This is a genomic window from Acinetobacter sp. CIP 101934, from assembly GCF_000369585.1.
Lineage (GTDB): Bacteria > Pseudomonadota > Gammaproteobacteria > Pseudomonadales > Moraxellaceae > Acinetobacter > Acinetobacter schindleri.
In genome coordinates this window covers 3,004,448-3,028,296 of record NZ_KB850094.1, presented here as the reverse complement: position 1 = coordinate 3,028,296, position 23,849 = coordinate 3,004,448, and the positions used below count along the sequence as shown (strand labels likewise).

The following is a 23,849-nucleotide window of genomic DNA, read 5'->3' as shown; positions in this document are numbered from 1 at the left end:
TATTTATTAGAAAAAACTGTTTAAAAATTACACTTTATCGGAATTGTAAGACAAAAAGAGGAAAATGCTCTTGCTTAAATTTGAGTGGCTGATTTAGAGTGAGAGTGAGTAAGGAACACATTACATTTCCAGTACACGGAATTTTTTAATCTCCCGAAATGTAATGCCCTTATATAAGTTTTGATACCGGATGTTGCAGTATCTAAGCAAATTGGTTGTACCGTGATTTTCGGATGAAAATCGATCTATACTGACAACAATAAAACAAAAACGATTATAAGAATGCAAAAAGGACTAACGCATGGCCACCTATATCATAATTGGCAGTTTTCTGCTCTTGTGCACCATCCTGATGGCATATAAGAGAGTACGGAACAGCGGCAAACAGCAAGATAGTGTGTTGAAGCAGCGCGCCATTTTTAACCTGAATCAACAGTTGACTTACACCCGTCTAAAGGAAATTCTGCCAGAGAACATTATTTTGGCCCATGTCTCCTATGATGCGCTGTTGACCACCAAATTTTTTCGTACCCGTAACAAATATCGCAATCTGGTCGCGGACTTTGTGGTTCTAGATCAGGATCATCTGGTCGTTGCCATCGTGGCCGTGGACGATCCGATGATTTTGAAACGCCCACAACAATCCCAGTATCAGGATGCCTTGCTGACTATGGCAGGCTATCGGGTAATCCGTTATGAAGATATTCCGGAATATCATCACCTGCGTCGTGACTTCCTGAATGAACAGGGTGAGGAGGACAGTCTAGTCAATCCGAATAACCTGACTACACTAAAGAAGTTTCCACTTTACTCCGCTCTGGAGCGGCCTAAAGTAAAGACAGTGAGTTAATACAGCTGGCACAAATAAAAAAAGCATGCAGATCGCATGCTTTTTTTATTGGAAGATAAGTTCTATCGGCATTATTCCGGTTTTACTGCGACGACGGTCAGTTCGACCAATACCCGTGGATCATACAACTTGGCTTCTACACAGGTCCGCGGCAGGGCTTGAATATCAGCTACCCATGCATCCCACACTTCATTAAAAGCTGCATAGTCACGCTCAATATCTTTGAGATAAATGGTAACTGACATGATGTGGCTCTTATCTGTTCCCGCATCTGCGAGAAACTGATCAATAATGTCCAAAGTTTGCTGTGTCTGACCTTTAATATCCAGATCAAAATCACTGGCCAGTTGACCTGCCAGATGAACGAGATTGCCTGAAATCGCGATTTCAGAGAAGCGTTGAGACACATGCAAACGTTGAATAGTCATGAGTTTAATCCTGGGTTTTTGGCATCAGGGCGGCAACCAGTGCAGTCAGTAGACAGCCCACAGCAAGATAGATGGCTACATAATGCCATGAACCATCACCCCAAATCACTAAGGAAGCCGCAATCATTGGGGTAAAACCACCACCGATAATACTTGCCACCTGATAACCTACACCGGCGCCACTGTAACGATACTCGGTACCAAACAGTGAGGTAAAGATGGGTTGATGTACACTGACTACCATGTCATGCGCAATATTGGCCAGTAGAATTGAGCCAACAATAATCATCCAGGTATTTTGAGCATCCAGCGCCATAAAGAACGGGAAAGCCGACAAGGCACCGATTAAACCGCCCCAAATACACATGGTTTTATGGTTAATTTTGTCTGAGATCCAGGCAAAGAACGGAATACTGACACAACTAATCGCACCGACCATCAGGGTGATATTCAGGAAGAATTGCTTGTCCATGCCCAGATTATTGGTGGAATAATTCAGTGCAAAATTGGTCACCAGATACATGGTGAGCAGCTCGGTCATACGCAGGGCAATAATGTACAGGAATGCTTTAGGATGCTTGCTGATCGCCTGAAAAATTGGCAGTTTGGTTGGATGTTGCTTGGCTTTAACCACTTTTTCGACAAATTCTTGTGACTCCTCCTGATCACGCCGAATCCACATGGCAATGCCGATCAGCACAATACTGGCAATAAATGGAATACGCCATGCCCAGTCCGAAAATGCCTCTTCGCCTAGAGTCGCAATGATCAGTGATACAGCACCCGTAGCGAGAACTAAACCGACACCATAACCAACCTGAACACCACTACTATAAAAGGCCTTTTTGCCTTTTGGCGCATTTTCCACCGCCATCAGGGCAGCACCACCCCATTCGCCACCAACCGCAAAGCCTTGAATGGCACGCAGGGTGACTAACAGTACAGGCGCCCACCAGCCAATGGCTTCAAAATTCGGCAACAGGCCAATCCCGACAGTAGAAATCCCCATGAGGATGACAGTGAGTACCAGCATTTTTTTACGGCCGAGTTTGTCACCGAAGTGACCAAACACTACACCACCAAGTGGACGAAACAGAAAGCCAACACCAAAGGTTGCCAAGGCGGCTAATGTGCCCATATTGTTGCCAATACTGGGAAAAAATTGATCTTTAAAAATCAGGGCTGCGACAATGCCGTAAAGAAGAAAATCGTACCAGTCGACAACAGCACCAATAAAACTGGAAAGCGCTGCTTTACGTGCGCGTTGTTCTTGAAAAGAAATTGAATTTGCAGAAGACATGCAGGATAGGATTCCATGGGGACAACAGAGTTGCCCTGTAATATTCGGATTTGATCGTCACGCCAATCACAGGACAGCATGCTAAAAGTAAAGGTGATTTTCAGCATCTCAGCATATACATGGATAATGCATTGCGCGGATAGATTACTCTAAAAACATACAATGGTAAAAATAAAGTTGTTGGCTTTTTAAACTAATGACTACTTCTTGCTCAGTTTACTTTAAAGCAGGGATAGTTGTGCTTCTTGCTGGCGAGGTGACAGCTGATACACCCCGACACCAATCAGGCGAAATTGCAGGGCTGGATCCAGATGCATATCCTGCAGCAAGAACTGTAACGCCTGATGTAGCTCTAGCGGATTTTTAAGCACGGAACGGAAGCTGCGGCTATGTTGAATGATCTGGAAATTTTTTAGCCTGAGTTTCACGGTAATGCCACGTGCAGTCAGCTGTTTCTTTTCCAGACTGTTCCAGACCTGCTGAATCAGTTGATCCCAGTAAGGACTGCACTGGCTAAGTAGCAGGTCATCACCAAAGGTAGTTTCTTTGGAAATCTGCTGGCGTTCACGTTCGGTTTCGACCGGACGTTCATCGATGCCTTGTGCATAGAGATACAGCCGCTTGCCATATTTGCCAAAATGCTGAATCAGGACAGCTTCATCCATCTGTTGCAAATCACCCAGAGTTTCCAGATTGAGACTTTTCAATTTTTCCTGTGTAACCTTGCCGACCCCGGGGATTTTCTTAAGCGGTAAATCTTGGATAAAGGCCTTTACATGTGAAGGCTTGATCACACAAATACCATTCGGTTTATGCCAGTCTGAAGCAACTTTGGCCAGGAATTTATTTGGCGCCACACCTGCAGAAGCGGTAAGTCTAGTCAGCTGGAAAATGTCTTCACGGATACGCATCGCGACTTCTGTCGCACTGGGGATTTGCAGCAGATTATCAGTCACATCCAGATAGGCTTCATCCAGTGACAGCGGCTCAATGACAGGTGTATATTTTTGAAAAATCTGATGGATCTGTGAGGAAACCTCACGGTATTTCTGAAAATCAGGTTCAATCACAATCAGCTGCGAACAACGTTTCCGTGCCTGACTCATTGGCATGGCAGAATGCACACCAAATTCCCGGGCTGGATAGGAGGCAGCCGCAACCACAGCCCGTGGATGATGCGACGCGATCACCACAGGCAAATGTTTTAGTTCCGGACGTTCACGCAGTTCTACCGAGGCGTAGAAGGCGTCCATATCGATATGGATAATTTTACGCATATGCCATCTTAAAAGGCTTTAAGGCACTTGGGAAGATGCTGATTTCAAAAGATTATAGGGTTGACTATTACTCAGTAGCACAACCTGAATCTGTTGCGCTTCAGCCGCTTTGATCAGAATTCGCATACTCTCGGGAGCATTATCGGCAAAGCGTGGCAAAAATTGTAAGGGTTGATCTAGCGGCTGAAAGAAATCATCCCAGTGAATCGGAATGACAATCTTGGGTTTTACCATTGCCAGTGTTTGTTGCAGATAAGATTTTTGATAATCCTCAGGCTGTCGCGACAGCTGGGCTATGCCTAAAAATAAAATATCGGCCTGAACATTCTTGAACTGTCCCGGAATAAACCCTGTGCTGGCTTTAACCAGAATTCGTTGTCTGTCATGTTCAATCAGATAGTCAAAACTGCCGCCTTCTTTAAATTCGGAAAACTTGGCAGGCAGTTTCAGTGGTGCTGTAATTTCTTCACCGAGATCATCATTTACGGGCGTTGGAGGCGTATGTGCGGAAGCAAGTGGAGTGACTTTAAACTGTCCAGATTGGAACGATTGCCCTGATACAGTACGCCGTAGCTGGGATGCTTTTACCTCCAGATGACTGCGTGCAATATTCAGGGTGCTATTCGATCCGATGATCTGGGTTTGAGGTAGTAATGCAGCCAGTTCGGGAATATCCAGGGCATGATCATAATGGCTATGGGTCACTAAAATCGCCCGTGTCCGATCCAGCTCTTCCTCCTGAATAATCTTCTGAAGTAACTTAGGGTCGCTGGAAACCTTAGAACTGAGAACCTGCCAAAGACTGGGACGGCTAAAGAAGCCATCAATTAAAATCTGCTCCTCACCATTATCAAACAGCAGGGTAGACACCCCAAAGAAGCGGACATTTAAGCCTTCTGCGGATGTATTGGATCTGGCTTGCCACGCGTCAAAGTCACGCAGCTGACCTGAAGGTTGGCGTAAATAAGTGCTTATTCCCCCCAGTATGACTACCACTATCAGAATGGTAGTCACGATAATTTTTCCAAGCTTCACAGCTATTTATCCTTTTATTTTTGATTACATTGCAATTGTAGAATTATTTTGCCGATTTTTGTGCAGGTGCAGTCTTAATACCATTCTGTTTTAAAAAATTCAGCCAGTCCTTTTCCGAACCATAAAACACATTCAGGTCTACAGCCGTTGCAATACCTTTGATCTGACCCTGACTGGTATGCTGCCAGAAATGCCATTTCGGATTATCTTTGAGCTCAGGCAGACCCTTGTATTCACGTATCCAGAGAGGGACATCAGTAAATTGTCCTACCAGCACAATATTATAGAAAGCTTTAGAGGTATAGAACATCGGCTGCTTGCCGTAGTGCTGTTTGAGCAGGTCATGCATGACCTGGATTTCTTTGAGTAACTGTTCCTTGGAATAGGTATTGATACAGTTACTGTCATATTCAAGATCGATTACCGGAGGTAAGGCATCCGCTTTATTCGGTACGGTTTCGATAAAATTCTGCGCTTGAATCTTACCCTCCCGACAGAGGCGATAAAAATGATAGGCACCGACCAGCAAACCCTGTTCGCGAGCCTTAAACCAGTTTTCCTGAAATTTGCTGTCCTTAAAGTCACCGCCTTCGGTTGATTTTAAATAAACAAAGCGGTATTTATCTTTGGGAATCTGCTGCCAGTTAATCTCTTTTTGATGATGCGAAACATCAAAACCATGAATGTCATATTCGGAAGCGTTGGCAGGTAGCGGTTTCAGCAATAGCCACCAGATTGCACAGACCACAGCAAGCAGCAGAATGACACTCATGATTGCTGCCCAAAGAGGTGGATAATGCTTGGCTGGCTTTTTCATCACGTTCTTCAAAATTTGACTCTATCTAGCTTATACCGATTTGTCTTGTATCGGGATGATGATCATACTGGCGTATTCTTAGGAATATGCCAGAAAATATAGGCGGCAATAATATTCAAACAGCCCAGACAGATCAGGGCGAGATGGAATGCATTATCCAGCTGCTCAGCTCCAAAGTAGGCACTAAACATATTTACCAGCGTACCTGCCAGTGCAACCCCGATACTCATCGATAGCATCATGATCATGGACAGAAAACTGTTGCCACTGCTGGCATCCTGCTGACTTAAGTCTTTTAGGGTTAAAGTATTCATGGAAACAAACTGCAGTGAGTTCAGGATACCAAAAATAAAAAAATGAATCGCACGTAGCCAGATCGGTGTATCCGCCGTAGTCAGGGCAAAGCTGGCAATACATAGCCCCACCAGCAAAGTATTTACCAGTAATACCTGGCGATAGCCAAAGTGCTGAATGATCTTGCGAATAATGGGTTTGGAAGCCAACGAGCCTAATACAGTTGGAATCATCAGCAAACCGGTAATAAAGGGTTCAAAACCAAACGCGATCTGCAACATTAGTGGTAACAGGAAAGGAATGGAGTTACCACCAAGACGGGCAAAGAAATTGCCCAGAATCCCAATAGAATAAATCCGGTTTTTAAACAGCTTGCTGCGGAACAGGGCATTGCTATGGGTATGTGAATGATAGGCATAGATCAGCGAAAACAGGAACCCAGCTGCAACTAAGCTGAGACTCCACCACAATGGATATTGCGGATTGGCGAAGTTCTCAATACCCAGACACAGCCCGACCATCGCCACCACCAGTATAACAAAACCAGCATAGTCAAATTTCGCCACATCCGGTTCAGTAACATTCGGCATGGCTTTGAAGGTAATCAGGGTGCCAAGCAGACCGATGGGCAGGTTAATCAGAAATACCCATTGCCAGGACAGGTATTCGACCATCCAGCCACCTAGCGTCGGACCAATCAGGGGACCAATCAGGCCGGCCAGACTCATCAGGCTCATTGCAGCCAGAAACTGGGTGCGTGGAATGATCTTCAACATTGCCAGACGTCCGACTGGTAACAGCAAAGCACCACCAATACCTTGCAAAACCCGATAGAGCAGGAGTTCATTCAGGCTGTTTGAGACAGCACAACCTATTGATGCAAGCGTAAAAATAATGATGGCGCTAAAATAGGTATTACGTACACCAAAACGATCTGCCAGCCAGCCACTCAAGGGAATACAGACTGCAACCGAAAGTACATAAGCCACCACCACACTATGCATCCGCAACGGATCTTCCTGCAGGCTAAGCGCAATTGCAGGCAGGGCAGTATTGATAATCGTGGTGTCCAGACCTTGCATGAAAAAGCCGATCGATACCAATAAGACCAGCAGTCTAAATTCGGGTTGCAGCGCTTGATGGGTGGGCGTGGCATTCATAGGAGAGTTAATCGATCCAAACAATAATAGGTGCAGATTTGGGAATTTAGTATAACTCTGCTGAATTTATGTTTGATTTTTATTTACCTAGTAGCGTAAAAATACTTAAAATCCAAAAGGTTGTTTTACTTTACAGTAAATCAACTTAAATACCATAACAACCTTTGAGGGTATGATGAAAAAATATTTAGCTGCAGCGTCACTTGCATTTTTAGCAATGAATAGCTATGCCGGAACTTCGGCAGGTATTGCAGGTATGATGATTACCAATGATACGGTTCAAAATAATAATTTTACCTATCCACGCAATATTCATACGGTCTACTTTGGCAATGATCCGACTGAAAGTGGGGTGTTTTTAGCCTATGTAGCATATAAAAAAATCGGGAAACATAGCGTGACTTTAGAGATTGTCGATAAAAATGGCAAAGTCATTGATAACTGTAAATTTGACGAAACACATGTGACCAAACTGCCGTGGACACATTCAATTACCTGTAGTTGGGGCGGTCGACAGCCTTCAGATGGTCTGACATTCAATTTATATAACACCTTCCAAACCAAGAAAGAAAAAATTGGTGAGCTCTTCTTGGCTGAAAAGAAATAAGTCCAGTATTGGCTTCAGAAGACCTCTATCACGATAGAGGTTTTTTTTCGCTACAAAAAATATATGACAACAGTGTCATGAAACTGCAATAAAACCGTCATAATCTTGGCTACATCTTACAGTAATGCTGATCTCCCTCAGCAGGTATGTTTTATGTCTATCGAAATCTTGATGGTTATCGGCTTCTGTCTAGCAGCCTACTCCATTGTCGGCAATGATGTGCCTCAGACATTGGGAACCTTTATCTCATCAAATTCACATCGACCTTGGTGGCTGCTGTGGATTTATATCAGCGTCATCCTTGCTGTGGTTTTGGTCTATGGCTGGTATGCATCAGGGGTAGGAGATGCCTCTTATGGCCGTCTCGAAACAATTCCATTCCCTGAGGGTGGGATTACCTGGCTGTATATTGTACCGCCAATTCTACTCTTGTTATTAACCAAATATGGTATTCCAGTCAGTACTACATTCTTGGTGCTCACCATTTTCTCTCCAGCGAGCTTAGGTTCGATGATGGTGAAATCGATGATGGGCTATGCTGTAGCGTTCATCTCAGCTTTGGTGATTTACCGTTTTGTTGCCAACAAAATGACGGTGTACTTTAACCAAACCAAAGACCAAGAGCATTCGACCAGATGGATGATCTTACAATGGTTATCAACCGGTTTCTTATGGAGCCAATGGTTGATCCAGGATTTAGCCAACATCTTTGTGTATGTGCCACGTCAGGTTCCATTTGAATTCCTGATGTTTGCGATTGCGGTATTCGTGGTCTTGCTGGGTGTGATTCTGTACCAACGTGGTGGTGCAATCCAGAAGATCGTCGATACCAAAACCGATGTAACTGATGTTCGTGCAGCAACCATTGTTGACTTTATCTATGCCATTATCTTGTTGATCTTCAAAGAGTGGAGCAACATCCCAATGAGTACCACATGGGTGTTCTTGGGTCTATTGGCTGGTCGTGAGTTTGCCATCTCGATGATCGTCAATGGTGTGAGCAAACACCGTACTTCACGAAATGTCAGCAAAGATGCAATGAAGTTGATGTTTGGTCTGGCCATGTCTGTGATTTTGGCGACGACACTACCTTGGTTCTATAACCTGGTGACTAACTTGGCTTCTTAAGAGTTAAAAAAATAAAAAAGCGAGCTTCGGCTCGCTTTTTTATTTTTAGATCAGCATTTAAATTGCAAACTGTTTTGGACTATCCAGATTTTTCAGGGCATTAAAGATATGTGCAGAATGTTCACAGACAATTAGTTTGGCACGATGCTGGGGCGGCAAAAAGCCTTCATTCACGGCATGATCCAGCTGGGCAATGAGTGGATCATAAAAGTTATTCACGTTGTATAGCATCATTGGTTTCTGGTGCTGGTTCAACTGTCCCCAAGTCGCAATTTCCAGAATTTCCTCAAAGGTACCTAGTCCACCTGGCAGAGCAACGAAGGCACAGGCACGTTCTGCCATTAACGCTTTGCGTTCATGCATGGACCGCACAATATGCAGTTCAGTCAGCTTGCTATGCGCGATTTCATAATCCAGCATAAACTCGGGAATCACACCTACAGCTTCACCGCCATGTTCAATCATGGCATCAGCGACCTGACCCATCAGGCCGATGCTGGCACCGCCGTAGACCAGACCAAAACCTTGCTGTGCCAAACTCTTTACAAGCTGAATAGCTTTTTCCTGATAAATAGGATTATTGCCAGCACGTGAACCACAATATAGGGCAACGAGCGGGCGGGTAGTACGGGGAGATTTGTTTTTATGTTCAGTCATTTTAATTACGCTAGTCATGTCTCTCTTTCACCTTATCATTTTTTAATTTTGTTACTACAACATATATTAAAAATATGACAATTCTATGCATCATTCTTGCCAATCTTAAAGTCAAGAGTCGGGAAGCTTAAACCAAAGCATGAAAACTGGTGAATTTCATTTTGAACTTGCTATACTGAAAATCTGTCTTACTACAATAGAAATCACATGGGTAGTCGAAGTTGGCGCTTTAACCAGATAAAACGTCACCATATCAAGTGTTTAAATAAAATTGGACATAGTTCCGCGCTACGCAGCAGCATTGCATGTCTTTCCACTGATCTACAGGAGAGAATGCAATGATTTTCGAATGGATGTCAGATCCTTCTGCCTGGATTGGCCTGCTAACTCTGATTGTGCTGGAAATTGTTCTGGGTATCGATAACCTGGTCTTTATTGCAATTCTTGCTGAAAAGCTGCCGCCAGAACAACGTAATACCGCCCGAATTGTAGGTTTGACCCTGGCCTTGGTCATGCGTCTGATCCTGCTGGCTTCTATTGCCTGGGTGGTCACGCTGACTGAACCGTTCTTCTATATTTTTGATCATCCATTTTCCGGACGTGACCTGATTCTGCTGTTTGGTGGGGTATTCCTGTTATTTAAGGGCACCATGGAATTACATGAGCGCCTTGAAGCCAAGCCAGTGGTCAAAGAAGAAAATCCGGTGCATGCCGTGTTCTGGATGGTGATCGTTCAGATCGTGGTGCTGGATGCCGTGTTCTCACTCGACAGTGTGATTACTGCTGTCGGTATGGTCAAAGATCTGTCAGTAATGATGATTGCGGTGATTATCGCTGTCGGTATCATGCTGTGGGCTTCCAAGGCCTTAATGGATTTTGTAAATCGTCATCCTACTGTAGTCATCCTTTGTCTCGGCTTCCTGATGATGATCGGTTTCTCGCTGGTGGTTGAAGGTTTCGGCTTCCATATTCCAAAAGGCTACCTGTACGCAGCGATTGGTTTCTCGGTCATTGTCGAATTTATTAACCAGACCATGAAACGCAATCAGGAAAAAATGGTGACAACTACAGATCTGCGTTATCGCACTGCTTCAGCTGTGATGCGTATGCTCGGTGGTAAACCTGCTCAGGATAATGCTGCTTCTGAGCCGGTAGATGTACTGGCAACGCGTGCCTTTGCTGACGAAGTGTTTAATGATGATGAAAATGGCGTTTATCACAGTGTGATGGTGCAGGGCGTACTCGGCCTGTCTGAACGTCCGGTGAAGTCGGTGATGACCCCACGTCCTGAACTGGAATGGATTGATCTGGATGAAGATGAAGCTATCATTAAGGCCCATCTGTTGCAGATGAGTCATTCACGTCTGATCGTGGCACGTGGTGAGCTGGACAATATTGCTGGTGTAGTACTGACCCATAAAGTGCTAAACGAATATATCGAAACGGGTGTACTTGATTTCGAAAAACATCTACGTGAACCGGTGATTGTGCATGAAAATGCTCAGGTACTGATGGTGATGGACCAGTTGCGTCAGGCGCCGCTACAAATGGCGATTGTCCTGAACGAGTATGGTTCGATCGAAGGGATTGCAACACCGATTGATGTGCTTGAAGCCATTGCCGGTGAATTCCCGGATGAAGATGAAATGGAAACTGCAGCTGAAAGTCTGCATGACGGTAGTCTGTTGCTGGAAGGTTCAACCGATATTCGCCATGTATCCTTGCTGATTGGCCGTGATCTGGTGGATGAATCAGAAGAATATTCGACGCTGTCGGGCTATATTTTATTCCACCTTGGCCGTCTGCCTGAAAATGGTGAGAAGTTCGAAGCCGATGGTCATATCTTTGAAGTCGTGACAATGGATGGTCATAAGATCGAAAAAGTCCATATTATTCCGCAAGAGCAAAACAAGAATTGAGTTCTGCCTCAGGCATGCGCTGAATTTTGCTAAAATAGCCCGCATCGTCGGGCTATTTTTTTGGGAATTCATTTTTGGAACTTACCCTCTCAGAAGCATGTCCATGTGGACTGGGCATTTATGAAACCTGTTGTCAGCCACTGCATCAAGGCGAGCGAACTGCACAGACAGCCGAACAGTTGATGCGTTCACGTTATAGTGCCTTTGCCAAACAGGAAATTGACTATATCCAGCAAACGACCGCATTGGGACAGCAAAGGTTTTTAGATATGCCAGCAATTGCCGAGTGGAGCAGGACCAATCAATGGCTGAAACTGGAAATCGTACAAGCCAATGAAAAACTGGATAAATGTCATGCACTGGTCGAGTTCAAGGCACATTTTCATGATGGCACACAGGCACAAATTCATCATGAAGCGTCCCATTTCGTCAAAGTAGAAGGCTGCTGGTATTTTCTCGATCCGACCACAGATCAACAATTTACAATGAAGCAAGCCTGCATTTGCGGTTCAGGGAAAAAATTTAAGCTATGTTGTGCGCAATTTTTGTAACTTTCACATAGATTTGCCTTAGAATAGCCGCCATCTCAAAGCCTCAGGTGGAAGCAGGGCGATGTTGTTGACCGTAATCTATATTATTGCCATTACCGCAGAAGCGATGACCGGTGCTTTATCCGCTGGACGGCGCAGCATGGACTGGTTTGGGGTCCTGATCATTGCCTGTGTCACGGCACTGGGAGGTGGCTCGGTTCGCGATGTGCTGCTCGGACATTATCCACTAACCTGGGTCAAGCATCCTGAATATCTGGTGCTGACCTGCTGTGCGGCTTTTGTCACCATTCTGATCGCCAAATGGATGCGTCATTTACGTAACATCTTCCTGGTGCTGGATGCTTTGGGCCTGATTGGTTTCACCATCATCGGTTGCCAGATCGCATTAGAAATGGGACATGGTTTTGTGGTCAGTGCCGTAGCTGGTGTCCTGACGGGTGTCTCCGGCGGTATTCTGCGTGACATTCTGTGTAATGATGTGCCGCTGGTGTTCCGTCGTGAACTGTATGCCAGTATTTCATTCGTTGCGGTAATCTTCTACTGGCTGTGTAGCCACGCAGGTCTGTCGCTTGAGCTAACCATCATTTCTACCTTGATCTTCGGTTTTACCCTGCGCCTGATCGCCATTTACTTTGGCCTGGAAATGCCGAAATTTATCTATAAAGATGATGATGAACAATCCGCATCATCTAAGGATGAATCATAAAACACGATTTTCAGATGAGCGAGGCAAAATAGCCTCGTTTCTGCATTCAATCGTAGTATAAAAATAGGATGAATGCTTCTGCTTTCCGTGCAGTTTCTCCCGAATCACATATCAGAGATTTACTTATGGACCTAGTTTCCCGGATTCAGCGCTTACCTGTAGGCAGATTTCACTATATGTTGCTGGTCGTGATTGGTTTAGGCTGGATGTTCGATGCCATGGACACCGGACTGATTTCCTTCATTCTGGCTAAAATGGCAGAAGACTGGCAGATGACCCCTGACCAGAAAAGCTGGGTAGTTTCAATCGGTTTTATCGGGATGGCAATTGGGGCAATCTGTTCTGGCGGTCTGGCAGACCGTTATGGCCGCAAAACTATATTCGCTTTAACACTGGTGATCTATAGCCTGGCAACCGCGGCTTGTGCCTTTGCACCGAACCTGACCTGGCTACTGGTCTTCCGCTTTATTGTCGGCCTGGGGTTGGGTGGCCAGTTACCGGTTGCGGTAACGCTGGTCAGTGAATATATTCCGGCGCAGGTGCGTGGCCGTTTTATTGTTTTACTGGAAAGTTTCTGGGGATTGGGCTGGCTCTGTGCAGCCTTGATTTCTTATTTTGTGATTCCGGAATTTGACTGGCATACTGCCTTTTTAATCGGTGGTATTCCTGCACTGTATGCAATTGTGATCTGGAAGTTCGTTCCGGAATCGATTCCCTTCCTGATCAACCGTGGCCGTATCGATGAAGCGCATGCCTTGGTGAAAAAGATTGAAGCCAAATGTGGGGTAGAGGTACTGGAAATCTTCCAGGTTCAACCTGTGGCGGAAAAACAGACGATTTCTTTTGCTCAGCTCTGGTCAGGTATATTTGCCCGCCGTACCTTAATGCTGTGGTTGATCTGGTTCGGCATTATCTTCTCTTACTATGGTATTTTCACCTGGTTGCCAAGTCTGCTAGTGAAGGAAGGCTATACTATTGTCCAGTCTTTTGAATATGTACTGATCATGATTCTGGCGCAGTTGCCAGGCTATCTGGTTGCAGCATGGCTGGTCGAAAAACTTGGACGTAAGGCAACACTGGCCGGCTTTATTGGCATGTGTGCTGTATCTGCCTATTTCTTTGGTCAGTCCGGCAGTGTCACCGAAATCGTGATCTGGGGCTGTCTGATGTCCTTCTTTAATCTCGGTGCTTGGGGTGTGCTCTATACCTATACGCCAGAACAGTACCCAACCAATATCCGTGCCTTTGGTTCGGGCTGGGCAGGGGCAATCGGCCGGATTGGTGGTATTGTTGCGCCATTTGCAGTGACCCATCTGATGGTCATGCCGAGCGGCTTCAGCTATGTCTTTACCATGTTTACCGTGGTTCTGATTGCTGTAGCTGTGGTGATCTTGGTACTGGGTGAAGAAACCAAAGGTCGGACTTTAGAATCCTTGAGTCAATAAAGGTGGTGATTTTTTAGTTGCTTAGGGTGTTTAAAGTGGATATTTTTACGCCATAAGACACGATTTGTCGCACTGTGTACTGTACTGCCCTTGTGCAGTCAGGCAGTGCGACTTAGCATAAGAAACATTGATACAAAAACGAAATTTTTAGGATTATAGGTTGTTATGACAAGCCTTGCGCATCATGCGACAGAAAACCGTTCCGTAGCAGAATTTACCGAACAGGCCTACCTCAACTACGCCATGTACGTCATCATGGACCGTGCACTGCCACACATCAGTGACGGTCTGAAACCGGTACAGCGCCGTATTGTTTATGCCATGAGTGAGCTGGGGCTCAAGTGGACCAGCAAACCAAAGAAATCTGCACGTACTGTGGGTGATGTACTGGGCAAATACCATCCACATGGCGACTCAGCCTGCTATGAAGCGATGGTGCTGATGGCACAGCCGTTCAGTTACCGTTATCCGTTTATTGAGGGGCAGGGCAACTGGGGTTCACCAGATGATCCAAAGTCTTTCGCGGCGATGCGATATACCGAAGCCAAACTGTCACAATATAGTGAATTACTGCTTTCCGAGTTGGGTCAAGGCACCTGTGACTGGCAGGACAACTTCGACGGTTCGATGAAAGAGCCAGTCAATCTGCCGGCACGCGTACCGAACATCTTATTGAACGGTACCACGGGTATTGCTGTAGGTATGGCAACCGATATTCCACCACATAACCTGCGTGAAGTGGTCAAAGGTACAATTGCACTGATTCGCAATCCGAACCTGACCGATGTCAAAGTAGCTGAATATATTCCGGGACCGGACTTACCAACCAAAGCAGAAATTATTACTCCACCGGCTGAATTGCTGAAAATGCAAACGACAGGTCGTGGTAGTTACCGTATGCGTGCCGTATATACGGTTGAAAAAAACGAGATCGTGATTACTGAATTGCCCTATCAGGTGTCTGGTTCCAAAATCATTACCCAGATTGCAGACCAGATGCAGGCGAAGAAACTGCCTTTAGTCACAGATGTGCGTGATGAATCCGATCATGAAAATCCGACCCGTCTGGTCATTGTGTTGCGTTCAAATCGTATCGATGCTGAATCGGTAATGAGTCATCTGTTCGCAACCACCGATCTTGAATCCAGCTATCGCGTCAATATGAATATGATTGGTGCGGATGGTCGCCCGCAGGTGAAATCGATCCGTCGTATTTTGCTGGAATGGATTGAAATCCGTAAGACCACTGTGACCCGTCGTCTGCAATTCCATCTGAATAAAATCGAGAAACGCTTACATATTTTGGGTGGCTTGATCATTGCCTACCTGAATATTGATGAAGTGATTCAGATCATCCGTGAAGAAGATCAGCCTAAACCGGTGCTGATGCAACGGTTCGGTATTGATGAAATTCAGGCAGAAGCCATTTTAGAACTCAAGTTGCGTCATTTGGCCAAGCTTGAAGAAATGGAAATGCGCCGTGAGCAGGAAGAGTTAGAAGCCAAGGCAGCTGAAATCCGTGAGCAACTGGCCAATCCAGAATCTTTAAAGAATTTGATCATCAATGAACTTAAAGATGATGCCAAGAAATTTGGTGATGATCGCCGTTCTCCAATCGTAGAGCGTGCCGAAGCTGCGGCAATTGATGAAACTGAAATGCTGCCTGCTGATCCGGTGACCGTGGTCTTATCTGAAGCTGGCTGGATCCGCTGTGCCAAAGGCCATGAAGTGGATGCCGAAAACCTGAACTTCCGTGCAGGGGATCAGTACTTGAGTCATGCCCAAGGCAAATCTAATCAGCGTGTTTATGTACTGGATGATACGGGGCGCAGTTATGCCTTGGCCATCAACAGTCTGCCGTCTGCGCGAGGATTAGGTGAACCACTGAGTTCAAAACTTTCTCCTGCAAGTGGCGTCGGCTTTAAACAGGTTCTGGTTGCCGAAGATGAGGCAGAAATCCTCGCAATCAGCAGCAAAGGTTATGGTTTCAAGACCCAAGCCAAGCAGCTGGATACCAATGCCAAGGCGGGCAAGGCATTCCTGACTGTGCCGGAAGGTGCGCAGGCAATGAATCTGCAGCCACTTGAAGACAAAACTCATCTGGCATTGCTCAGCTCTGCAGGTCGTCTATTAATTGTTGATTTGACTGAATTACCTGTGTTGAATAGAGGCAAAGGTAATAAATTGATACAACTTGAAGATAAAGATCAGATTTTGTCCATGACAGCCTTGAGTTTAGATGAAATAATTCAAGTGCTTGCAGGACAACAGCAAATAAAATTAAAAGGGGATGATCTGCAAAAGTACATCGGCAAACGCGGTTCGAAAGGACAGCTTTTACCACGCGGATATCAAAAAGCAAATAAACTGTTGATTCAAAGATAAGACTAGCATCCATCAATCGAAATACGTTATATATGAACAACGATTCGACAAGATGGATGCATTATTGCGCATAAACAAGTTAAAAAATTAGCGCAATATTGAAAAAAACAGTTGAGATTCTAAGGATTATGATTGGAGAGAATGGCATTATGGAAAAGATTTGGTTCGCTGAATACGAGAAAACAGGGATTCCACGCACTGTAGAACTGCCACCAGAAAACACTTCATTAGTTGATATTTTTGAGCGTAATTTCCAGAAGTTTGGCTCACGTGATGCCTTTATCTTTATGGATAAAGTAATGACGTTTAACGAGCTGGAAGAAGCTAGTCGTAAATTTGCAACATATTTACAGAGCTTGGGGCTTGCAAAAGGTACACGCGTGGCAGTGATGATGCCAAACGTGTTGCAATATCCGGTCGTGGCATTGGGCGTATTCCGTGCTGGTCTGGTATTGGTCAATGTAAATCCACTTTATACTTCACGTGAACTTGAACATCAGTTAAATGACTCTGGTACAGAAGTACTGGTGATCATTGAAAACTTCGCTTCTGTATATCAAGCAATTATTGGCAAAACACCAGTGAAGCACGTCGTTGTTGCTTCTGTAGGTGATATGCTGGGTGCACTTAAAGGTACGCTAGTTAATTTTGTGCTACGTTCTGTACGTAAACAGATTCCAGCATGGGATATTCCAGGTCACATCAAGTTCAATGCTGCGCTGAACAAAGTCAGCCCAACGAACTATAAACGTCCTGAACTGACTTTAAGTGATACTGCTGTACTGCAATATACTGGTGGTACGACAGGTGTTTCTAAAGGTGCTGAACTGACACATCGCAACCTGGTTGCAAACATGCTGCAATGTGATGGTATTTTCCAGAGCAAATTCGGTGCACAAGACGGCCAGCCAGATGACCGTATTTTCTGTGCTCTACCGTTGTACCATATCTTTGCATTCATGGTGTGTGCACTGTACGGTATGTATAAAGGTCAAGCCAACGTTCTGATTCCAAATCCGCGTGATCTGCCTGCGGTAATTAAAGAATTACGTAAATACCAGCCAACGTTCTTCCCTGCAGTGAATACTTTATTCAATGCATTGATCAATAATGAAGACTTCAAACAGCTAGATCACAGTCGTCTGAAAATGGCGATGGGTGGTGGTATGGCGGTGCTGCCTTCTACTGCAGAAGCATGGAAGAAAGTTACAGGCACTAACATTATCGAAGGTTATGGTTTATCAGAAACTTCTCCGGTTGCAACTGCAAACCCGCCTGCATCTGAAGAATTTAGCGGCACCATTGGTATTCCATTGCCGTTGACTGAAGTTGCAATTTTAGATGACGATGGCAATGAAGTACCATTGGGCGAGCAGGGCGAGATTTCAATCCGTGGTCCTCAGGTGATGAAGGGTTACTGGAATCGCCAGGATGAAACTGACAAAGTCATGATTAATGGTTACTTCCGTACCGGTGATATCGGTGTGATGAACGATCGTGGTTATGTGAAGATTGTAGATCGTAAAAAAGACATGATTCTGGTATCTGGTTTCAACGTTTATCCTTCAGAGATTGAAGAAATCGTTGCGAAACATCCAAAAGTGCTGGAAGTGGCTGCTATTGGTGTACCAGATGAGAAATCAGGTGAAGTGCCTAAACTGTTCGTGGTGAAAAAAGATCCATCTTTAACAACTGAAGAAGTTCTGGCATTCGCAAAAGAAAATCTGACAGGTTACAAGCGTCCGCGTTATGTAGAATTCCTGGATGAATTGCCAAAATCTAACGTAGGTAAAATCCTGCGTAAAGATCTACGCAAAACAGCTTAGAAGCTGTGAGAAAAAAAGCGCCTTTGATAGGCGCTTTTTTTATGGAATCTTTTTAAAGTGGGGCAGATTTATTCTTTTCCATCCACCAGCGGTCGAAGTAGCGACGACCAACGCCTACAATCCCGACGAAGATAAACAGGCTAATGAAGTGACGGTTGAAGCCAGGGCGGTAGAACTCGCCATAGCTGAGCACATTATCAATCAGGCAATATACTAAAATAATCGTTAGCCAATGCCACAGGGTATAGCGCTTGATGCCCACTGCATAAAAGGCAATCCATAACATCACAAAGGTGAACAGAGCCGACCAGATATTCATATTGGCAGCGATGACACTGAGTAAAAATGCCACGATCGGCAATACAATTTTCAGGACGCGATCCACTTGCAGCTGATGTTGACGCTGGCGTTCCAGGACATCCAACATTTCTTTTTGATCGGGACTGACCATCGTGAATCCTTATGTGGTTGCTAAAACACCCTATTTAACAAAATTTATTCACGAAATGCCATGCTATGATACAGATAAAATTTTCATGAGAAAAATCAGATGCAAAGCATTAGTGGGATCATTTATCTCATTTTAGCGGCTTGTCTGCTACCTTATGTGTTTACCATGATTGCTAAAAAAGCTGGAGGCTTTAAGGCCAAAGATAACCAGAATCCGCGTGATTTTTTAGAACAGTCTACCGGTGTTGCAAAACGTGCTCATGCTGTTCAGCAGAACAGTTTTGAAAGCTTGCCGCTGTTTATTGCAGCTGTCCTGATGGCTGAATATCTGGTCATGCCGCAAAGTCTGATTATGACTTTTGGTATTGGTTATCTGATTTTCCGGGTGCTGTACGGTATTTGCTATCTGGCAAACTGGGCGACATTGCGTTCCATCATGTGGTTGCTTTCCATGTTATGTCCGATTGCGTTATTGCTACTGATCATCAAATTAATTTAGGTCAGTCCAGTCATCAAGCGCCTGATTGATTGTTCGATATTTTTAAACCGAAAAAAATCTGCAAAAACCGTTATAATTGTCGCGGTTTTTAAAAGATTTAACTTGTTAAAGAGTGATGCTATGAGCTACAGCAATATCCCAGCGGGTAAAGATGCACCAAATGACATCTATGTAATTATTGAAATTCCTGCAAACGCAGCACCAATCAAATACGAAATCGACAAAGATTCTGATGCGCTATTTGTAGACCGTTTCATGGGTACAGCAATGTTCTACCCAGCAAACTATGGTTATGTTCCAAACACTTTATCTCTAGATGGTGACCCTCTAGACGTATTGGTTGTGACACCACACCCAGTAGAGCCGGGTTCTGTTATTCGCTGCCGTCCTGTGGGCAAACTGAACATGGAAGATGACGGTGGTGTTGATGCGAAACTGGTTGCAGTTCCACACGACAAATTGACACCGATCTATAAAGATGTTCAGGAATATACTGATCTTCCTCCATTATTGATCAGCCAGATCGAACACTTCTTCCAGCACTACAAAGACTTGGAACCAGGTAAATGGGTTAGGTTAAGTGGTTGGGAAGGTGCAGATGTTGCGAAACAAGAAGTACTAGACTCAATTGCTGCTTATGCAGAAGCAAACAAATAATTGCTTTGCTTTTCCATTTAAGTCTTTAAACTTTTAAAGCTTAAATAAAAAAACCTGCACAATGTGCAGGTTTTTTTGATTTAAAGCATCGTCAGGACATTAGAATAATTTCACCGGGATGTCTAACCAGATACGCCATTCATTTGTTGAGCTGATAGCATTACTTACATAGTTGCCAGAAGCATTATTGTAAGTATCACTTGCGCGCAAGTATGAGTGACGTAAGCGTAAGTTTGCATCTTTGAATGCACCAGATTGAACCGTATATTTCACTTGGTTAAAGAATTCATGTTCTTCAGCTTGGTCGATAATTTGTGCTGGATTATTTATTTCGGCTACATCAATATCCCAACCATAAACGAATGCTGTTGTCCAGTTTAGACCTGGAAGACCATGGTTTTTAAAATTATAGTTGTACTGTAAGCCAACAGATTTTTCATCGTTACCCTTAAAGTCGGATAAGTATGAGTTTGGTACATAAATGCTTTGTAGACCATCTGCGTTGTAAGCATAGTCGTAACCTATGTTGCCCGCATTATCTTGGTATGCAAGCATCAAATTGTGTGCATCTCTGTTATAGCTTGCAGATACACCCCAAATTGAGTTAGTCAATTCTTCAGTTGCACTGCGTGGATCAGTGGTTGCTGCTCCAACTTTCCATTTAGTATTGTAACCCATTGCCTCTAAAGTTACGGTCGCACCATTTGCTGTAGGAAAGCTGTAATTTACATTCCCATAGTGACGATCTAATTTATCTTTAACGTCTACCCCATAATAAGAGGCATTAACTTGGTCGTTAAACTTGTATTTCGCGCCCCAGAAAATAGCACTGTCCAAATTTTGTTGGTCTGAGCTGATATCATTAGACCATTGATTTTTAGTGAATTTACCACCGATTAACGTCAAGTCTTTAATTTCGTTACTTTCAATATAAAGACCAGTGTAGTACTCAGGGGTTAAACGAGCAGTATTACTTGCAATTACTGGAATTTCAGATACTTGCGTACCATATTTAGCCGTTGTGTTTGATACGCGTGCTTTGACATAAGCACCTCCACGTGCCCAATGATCATAGGCATCTTTAGTTCCATCGGCATTATCTTGACTATGCGTTGGGATCATTTGGTTACCAGTATGCCCATTTTTACCGAGTTTAAATGAAGCATCACCAATGATACCTGCACCAAAACCAACAATACCTTTGGTAAAGCCAGAATCTAGATTAATTATTGCTGTTTGAGCTGCAGAGCTTGTATCATCAACACCATTTTTTTTATCACGGCTTAAGTAACCCGTACGGAATAGAACTGTGCCTTCAGCATCTTCTACAAAGCCTTTTGCTTCACTTTGTTCGCTTGCATAAGCTGTAGAGATCAGAGCAGCTTGTACCAACACTGCTAATGTAAGTTTCTTTGCGTTTAACATGGGGAGAGAGCCTCATATATGTTTTTTTGTACTGCATCTGCTTAAAGCACACGCAGAAATTAACCAAATTGTATAATTAATCTGATAAAAAATATCGTTTTTATGACATTCTTTAAACTAAAGTTGAGTTTTTTTAACCTATTATTCACAATCACGCTATAGTTTTTAATATTATTTTTTTCCATAAGGTAAAATTAATATTGAAAACAATGAGATAAAAGTAAAGTTTCTATAATGTAATATTTTTAATAGTGAAGAGTGTGTTTCAGAGCTCATATTGATTTTTTTTAATTTGATGTTATGTAAGCTTAAAACTGATTAAAAAATTCTATAAGTTGTTTTTCTATTCTAACAACACTTTAAATTCTTCCTTTATGCTGCAATTCACTATTTAGAATAGTTCACAGTCATCCATTTTCACTTTTGAATCTTTTGATAAAAATTTATTATTCACGTTTTTCACATTCTTAACACCCTGTTTAACCAAACGTGGTAAATGAGGGCGTATGTCTCAACTGCCGAAACTCGATTTGCTTGTGCTGCTTGTTAGCATGACTTCAGATGCTTTTGCTGACGATACCCAAAATCTATCTAGGGGTGAACTTAGCGCAACTATGGGTGTCGTGAACAAATATATTTATCGTGGTGGTGAGGAAAGTGATGATCCATCGGTACAGTTTGGACTGGAATATACATATAACAGCGGGATATTCCTGGGCTATTGGGGCTCAACCTTAAATTATGATTCTTCTGATGCAAATCAGGATCATGGTTTTGAACATGACTTTTATATTAGTTATGGCCGAGCGCTGAATGAGAACTGGAGCTACAAGTCTCAGATCGTATCTTAGTACTATCAAAATGATGGGACAGTTTATAGCGAAGGTGGCCCAGATCAGCGTCGTACTACTGGCTTTGAGATACTGAATGACGTGTTTTATAACGACCTGAGCTTAGGTTTAGATGTCATGCTGACAGATGTTAACTATGCAAATGCAGAAGATGTTTATCTCAGTGCAGCTTATATCTATCCATAGCTGCAAAACTTTAACCTGAATACGTCAGTAGGTGCTTCCCTGTATAACGCTAGCCGTGATGATCAACTGATTCAGACCACAGAAAGCTTTAGTTTTAATGAAGCACGGATTGGACTAAGTAAAACAGTCGCAAAACGAATTGATTTAAGCCTAGACTATGTCTATGGCGGCAAAGGTCGTGATGACATAGATTTCGATAATCATATTGTGGTAAGTGCAAACTTTAATTTCTAGATTTTGCTGAAATAGTGATTGCAAGGTATGTCATATTGATTAAATATTATGCACCTTTTTTATGCATAAAAATTTATCTATATAAAATATAGCTTCAAAAAGTAGCAAGTTGTAAGCGAATATTTAGACATACAGTGGAATAGCGCAAGTACTTTATTTTTCAGTTTTTTCTTGATTTTATCGTTTAACCTAAAACAATTTAAATTTTAATTTTTAATATATATGATTAAAATCAAATATTTATATAAACAAAAAAACTTTTATAGCTAATTTGGATTTTCCTTTTTATGGGTTGGCATAGCTATTGCAAAGCCTAGGTTGAGTTTAAAAACACAACTAAAAACGTCTGCGGACGGTTGGGGGAATCTAACAATGAAATTCACTTTAAAAGCTTTAGCAGTTGCAGCAGTAGCTTCAGCATCCAGTTTTACTTTTGCAGATGAGCCTACATCTCCGCACTCAGTATCTGGCAATATCGGTGTGTTATCGAGCTATAACTTGCGTGGTATTACAAATACACCTGAAAATAAAGATGCCACAATTAATGGCGGTTTAGACTATAACCATGCTTCAGGTTTTTATGCAGGCTGGTGGGGATCAACCCTAAGATATGTGAATACAGATGAATTTTTAAATACTGACGGTGTTCCTGTAATTGTTGAAACAGGTGAAGTCACTAATGCTTTCGAAAATGATTTCTATGCAGGCTATAGCGGTTCAATCAATGATGACTGGGGTTATACAGCAGGTTTAACGTACTATTATTACTATGATATTGGTAATTCTGGATCAAACGGTTTTGAAACCATGTTGGGTTTGACCTATAAAGATTTAGGTATCACTGCGCAAACATTACTTGAAGATCTTGATTGGGGTAATGCAGGTGATACTTATCTAAAAGCATCTTATAGCTATGCTTTACCTAAAGATTTTAGTTTAGATACAGCACTTGGTTTATATCTATATGATAAGAATGGACCAATTGAAGCTGCTGATACATTTAGTTTCCGCCACTTTGATATCGGTTTAAGCAAGCCACTTGCTGATACTGGCTTGACTGCAAGTATGAACTATATTTTCGGTGGTTATGACCGTAATGATGTGAAACAAAAAAATAAAGTTGTCTTGGGTCTAGGTTACAGCTTCTAATTGTTTAATAAAA

At 43.3% G+C, this 23,849-nt stretch carries 22 protein-coding genes; 13 read left to right on the top strand and 9 right to left on the bottom strand.

The features are described from left to right. Positions 1–301 precede the first annotated feature (301 nt). The gene (locus F899_RS14745; RefSeq protein WP_005223571.1) at positions 302–850 is read left to right on the top strand and encodes a DUF2726 domain-containing protein; all 549 of its coding nucleotides are present in this window, start codon (positions 302–304) and stop codon (positions 848–850) included. 71 nt (positions 851–921) lie between these two features. Here F899_RS14745 and F899_RS14740 read toward each other — a convergent pair whose 3' ends face one another. From F899_RS14740 to mdtD, 6 genes are all read right to left on the bottom strand, one after another. After that, on the bottom strand, positions 922–1,278 hold the full coding sequence (locus tag F899_RS14740) for a RidA family protein (RefSeq protein ID WP_004896434.1): 357 nt from the start codon (positions 1,276–1,278) through the stop codon (positions 922–924). 4 nt (positions 1,279–1,282) lie between these two features. Then, positions 1,283–2,578, bottom strand: a complete 1,296-nt coding sequence (gene shiA / locus F899_RS14735; protein ID WP_005223570.1) for a shikimate transporter — start codon at positions 2,576–2,578, stop codon at positions 1,283–1,285. Between the two features lie 221 nt (positions 2,579–2,799). Next, positions 2,800–3,855, bottom strand: a complete 1,056-nt coding sequence (dinB, locus tag F899_RS14730; protein ID WP_005223569.1) for a DNA polymerase IV — start codon at positions 3,853–3,855, stop codon at positions 2,800–2,802. 18 nt (positions 3,856–3,873) lie between these two features. After that, a complete protein-coding gene (locus tag F899_RS14725) occupies positions 3,874–4,890 on the bottom strand; it encodes an MBL fold metallo-hydrolase (protein WP_005223568.1) in 1,017 nt (338 codons plus the stop codon). A gap of 43 nt (positions 4,891–4,933) precedes the next feature. After that, positions 4,934–5,707: a glycoside hydrolase family 25 protein gene (locus F899_RS14720; RefSeq protein ID WP_005223566.1), complete on the bottom strand. Its 774-nt coding sequence runs from the start codon at positions 5,705–5,707 to the stop codon at positions 4,934–4,936. A 62-nt stretch (positions 5,708–5,769) separates the two neighbouring features. Next, entirely contained in the window at positions 5,770–7,161 is a 1,392-nt protein-coding gene (mdtD, locus tag F899_RS14715; protein ID WP_005223564.1) for a multidrug transporter subunit MdtD, read from the bottom strand. 175 nt (positions 7,162–7,336) lie between these two features. On the opposite strand from mdtD, the gene F899_RS14710 reads away from it, so the two are divergent. Next, positions 7,337–7,768, top strand: coding sequence for a hypothetical protein (locus F899_RS14710; RefSeq protein ID WP_005223562.1), 432 nt, complete (start codon positions 7,337–7,339; stop codon positions 7,766–7,768). Positions 7,769–7,921: 153 nt separating this feature from the next. Beyond that, positions 7,922–8,896 carry a hypothetical protein gene (locus F899_RS14705; protein ID WP_005223560.1) on the top strand — a complete coding sequence of 325 codons (975 nt, stop codon included), beginning with the start codon at positions 7,922–7,924 and terminating at the stop codon, positions 8,894–8,896. 57 nt (positions 8,897–8,953) lie between these two features. Here F899_RS14705 and F899_RS14700 read toward each other — a convergent pair whose 3' ends face one another. Next, positions 8,954–9,571, bottom strand: coding sequence for an LOG family protein (locus F899_RS14700; protein ID WP_005223559.1), 618 nt, complete (start codon positions 9,569–9,571; stop codon positions 8,954–8,956). Positions 9,572–9,891: 320 nt separating this feature from the next. Between F899_RS14700 and F899_RS14695 the strand changes: the two genes are divergently transcribed. The 6 genes from F899_RS14695 to F899_RS14670 all read left to right on the top strand — a co-directional run bounded on the left by F899_RS14695 (position 9,892) and on the right by F899_RS14670 (position 18,385). Beyond that, complete coding sequence (locus F899_RS14695) at positions 9,892–11,472, top strand: TerC family protein (protein ID WP_004810201.1); 1,581 nt, start codon at positions 9,892–9,894, stop codon at positions 11,470–11,472. Between the two features lie 74 nt (positions 11,473–11,546). Beyond that, positions 11,547–12,023 carry a YchJ family protein gene (locus tag F899_RS14690; protein WP_005223553.1) on the top strand — a complete coding sequence of 159 codons (477 nt, stop codon included), beginning with the start codon at positions 11,547–11,549 and terminating at the stop codon, positions 12,021–12,023. A 61-nt stretch (positions 12,024–12,084) separates the two neighbouring features. Continuing rightward, a complete protein-coding gene (locus F899_RS14685) occupies positions 12,085–12,729 on the top strand; it encodes a trimeric intracellular cation channel family protein (protein WP_005223551.1) in 645 nt (214 codons plus the stop codon). A gap of 125 nt (positions 12,730–12,854) precedes the next feature. Beyond that, on the top strand, positions 12,855–14,174 hold the full coding sequence (locus F899_RS14680) for a niacin transporter NiaP (protein WP_005223549.1): 1,320 nt from the start codon (positions 12,855–12,857) through the stop codon (positions 14,172–14,174). A gap of 165 nt (positions 14,175–14,339) precedes the next feature. Then, positions 14,340–16,559: a DNA topoisomerase IV subunit A gene (gene parC / locus F899_RS14675; RefSeq protein ID WP_004810194.1), complete on the top strand. Its 2,220-nt coding sequence runs from the start codon at positions 14,340–14,342 to the stop codon at positions 16,557–16,559. A gap of 149 nt (positions 16,560–16,708) precedes the next feature. Further along, positions 16,709–18,385, top strand: a complete 1,677-nt coding sequence (locus tag F899_RS14670; protein ID WP_008305159.1) for an AMP-binding protein — start codon at positions 16,709–16,711, stop codon at positions 18,383–18,385. 52 nt (positions 18,386–18,437) lie between these two features. Here the strand turns inward: F899_RS14670 and F899_RS14665 are convergent, their stop codons facing one another. Beyond that, a complete protein-coding gene (locus F899_RS14665) occupies positions 18,438–18,836 on the bottom strand; it encodes a hypothetical protein (protein WP_005223547.1) in 399 nt (132 codons plus the stop codon). Positions 18,837–18,935: 99 nt separating this feature from the next. Here F899_RS14665 and F899_RS14660 point away from each other — a divergent pair, with 99 nt between their 5' ends. Further along, complete coding sequence (locus F899_RS14660; protein ID WP_004810187.1) at positions 18,936–19,334, top strand: MAPEG family protein; 399 nt, start codon at positions 18,936–18,938, stop codon at positions 19,332–19,334. A gap of 120 nt (positions 19,335–19,454) precedes the next feature. After that, positions 19,455–19,991 (top strand): inorganic diphosphatase, encoded by a 537-nt coding sequence (gene ppa / locus F899_RS14655; protein WP_005223545.1) that lies wholly within the window; start codon positions 19,455–19,457, stop codon positions 19,989–19,991. A gap of 99 nt (positions 19,992–20,090) precedes the next feature. Here the strand turns inward: ppa and F899_RS14650 are convergent, their stop codons facing one another. Further along, positions 20,091–21,416 (bottom strand): OprD family outer membrane porin, encoded by a 1,326-nt coding sequence (locus F899_RS14650; protein ID WP_004810184.1) that lies wholly within the window; start codon positions 21,414–21,416, stop codon positions 20,091–20,093. Positions 21,417–21,922: 506 nt separating this feature from the next. Here F899_RS14650 and F899_RS14645 point away from each other — a divergent pair. Both F899_RS14645 and F899_RS14635 read left to right on the top strand, forming a co-directional pair. Beyond that, the gene (locus F899_RS14645) at positions 21,923–22,267 is read left to right on the top strand and encodes a TorF family putative porin (protein WP_005223543.1); all 345 of its coding nucleotides are present in this window, start codon (positions 21,923–21,925) and stop codon (positions 22,265–22,267) included. A gap of 792 nt (positions 22,268–23,059) precedes the next feature. Next, positions 23,060–23,836, top strand: coding sequence for a TorF family putative porin (locus tag F899_RS14635; protein ID WP_005223541.1), 777 nt, complete (start codon positions 23,060–23,062; stop codon positions 23,834–23,836). Positions 23,837–23,849 lie beyond the last annotated feature (13 nt).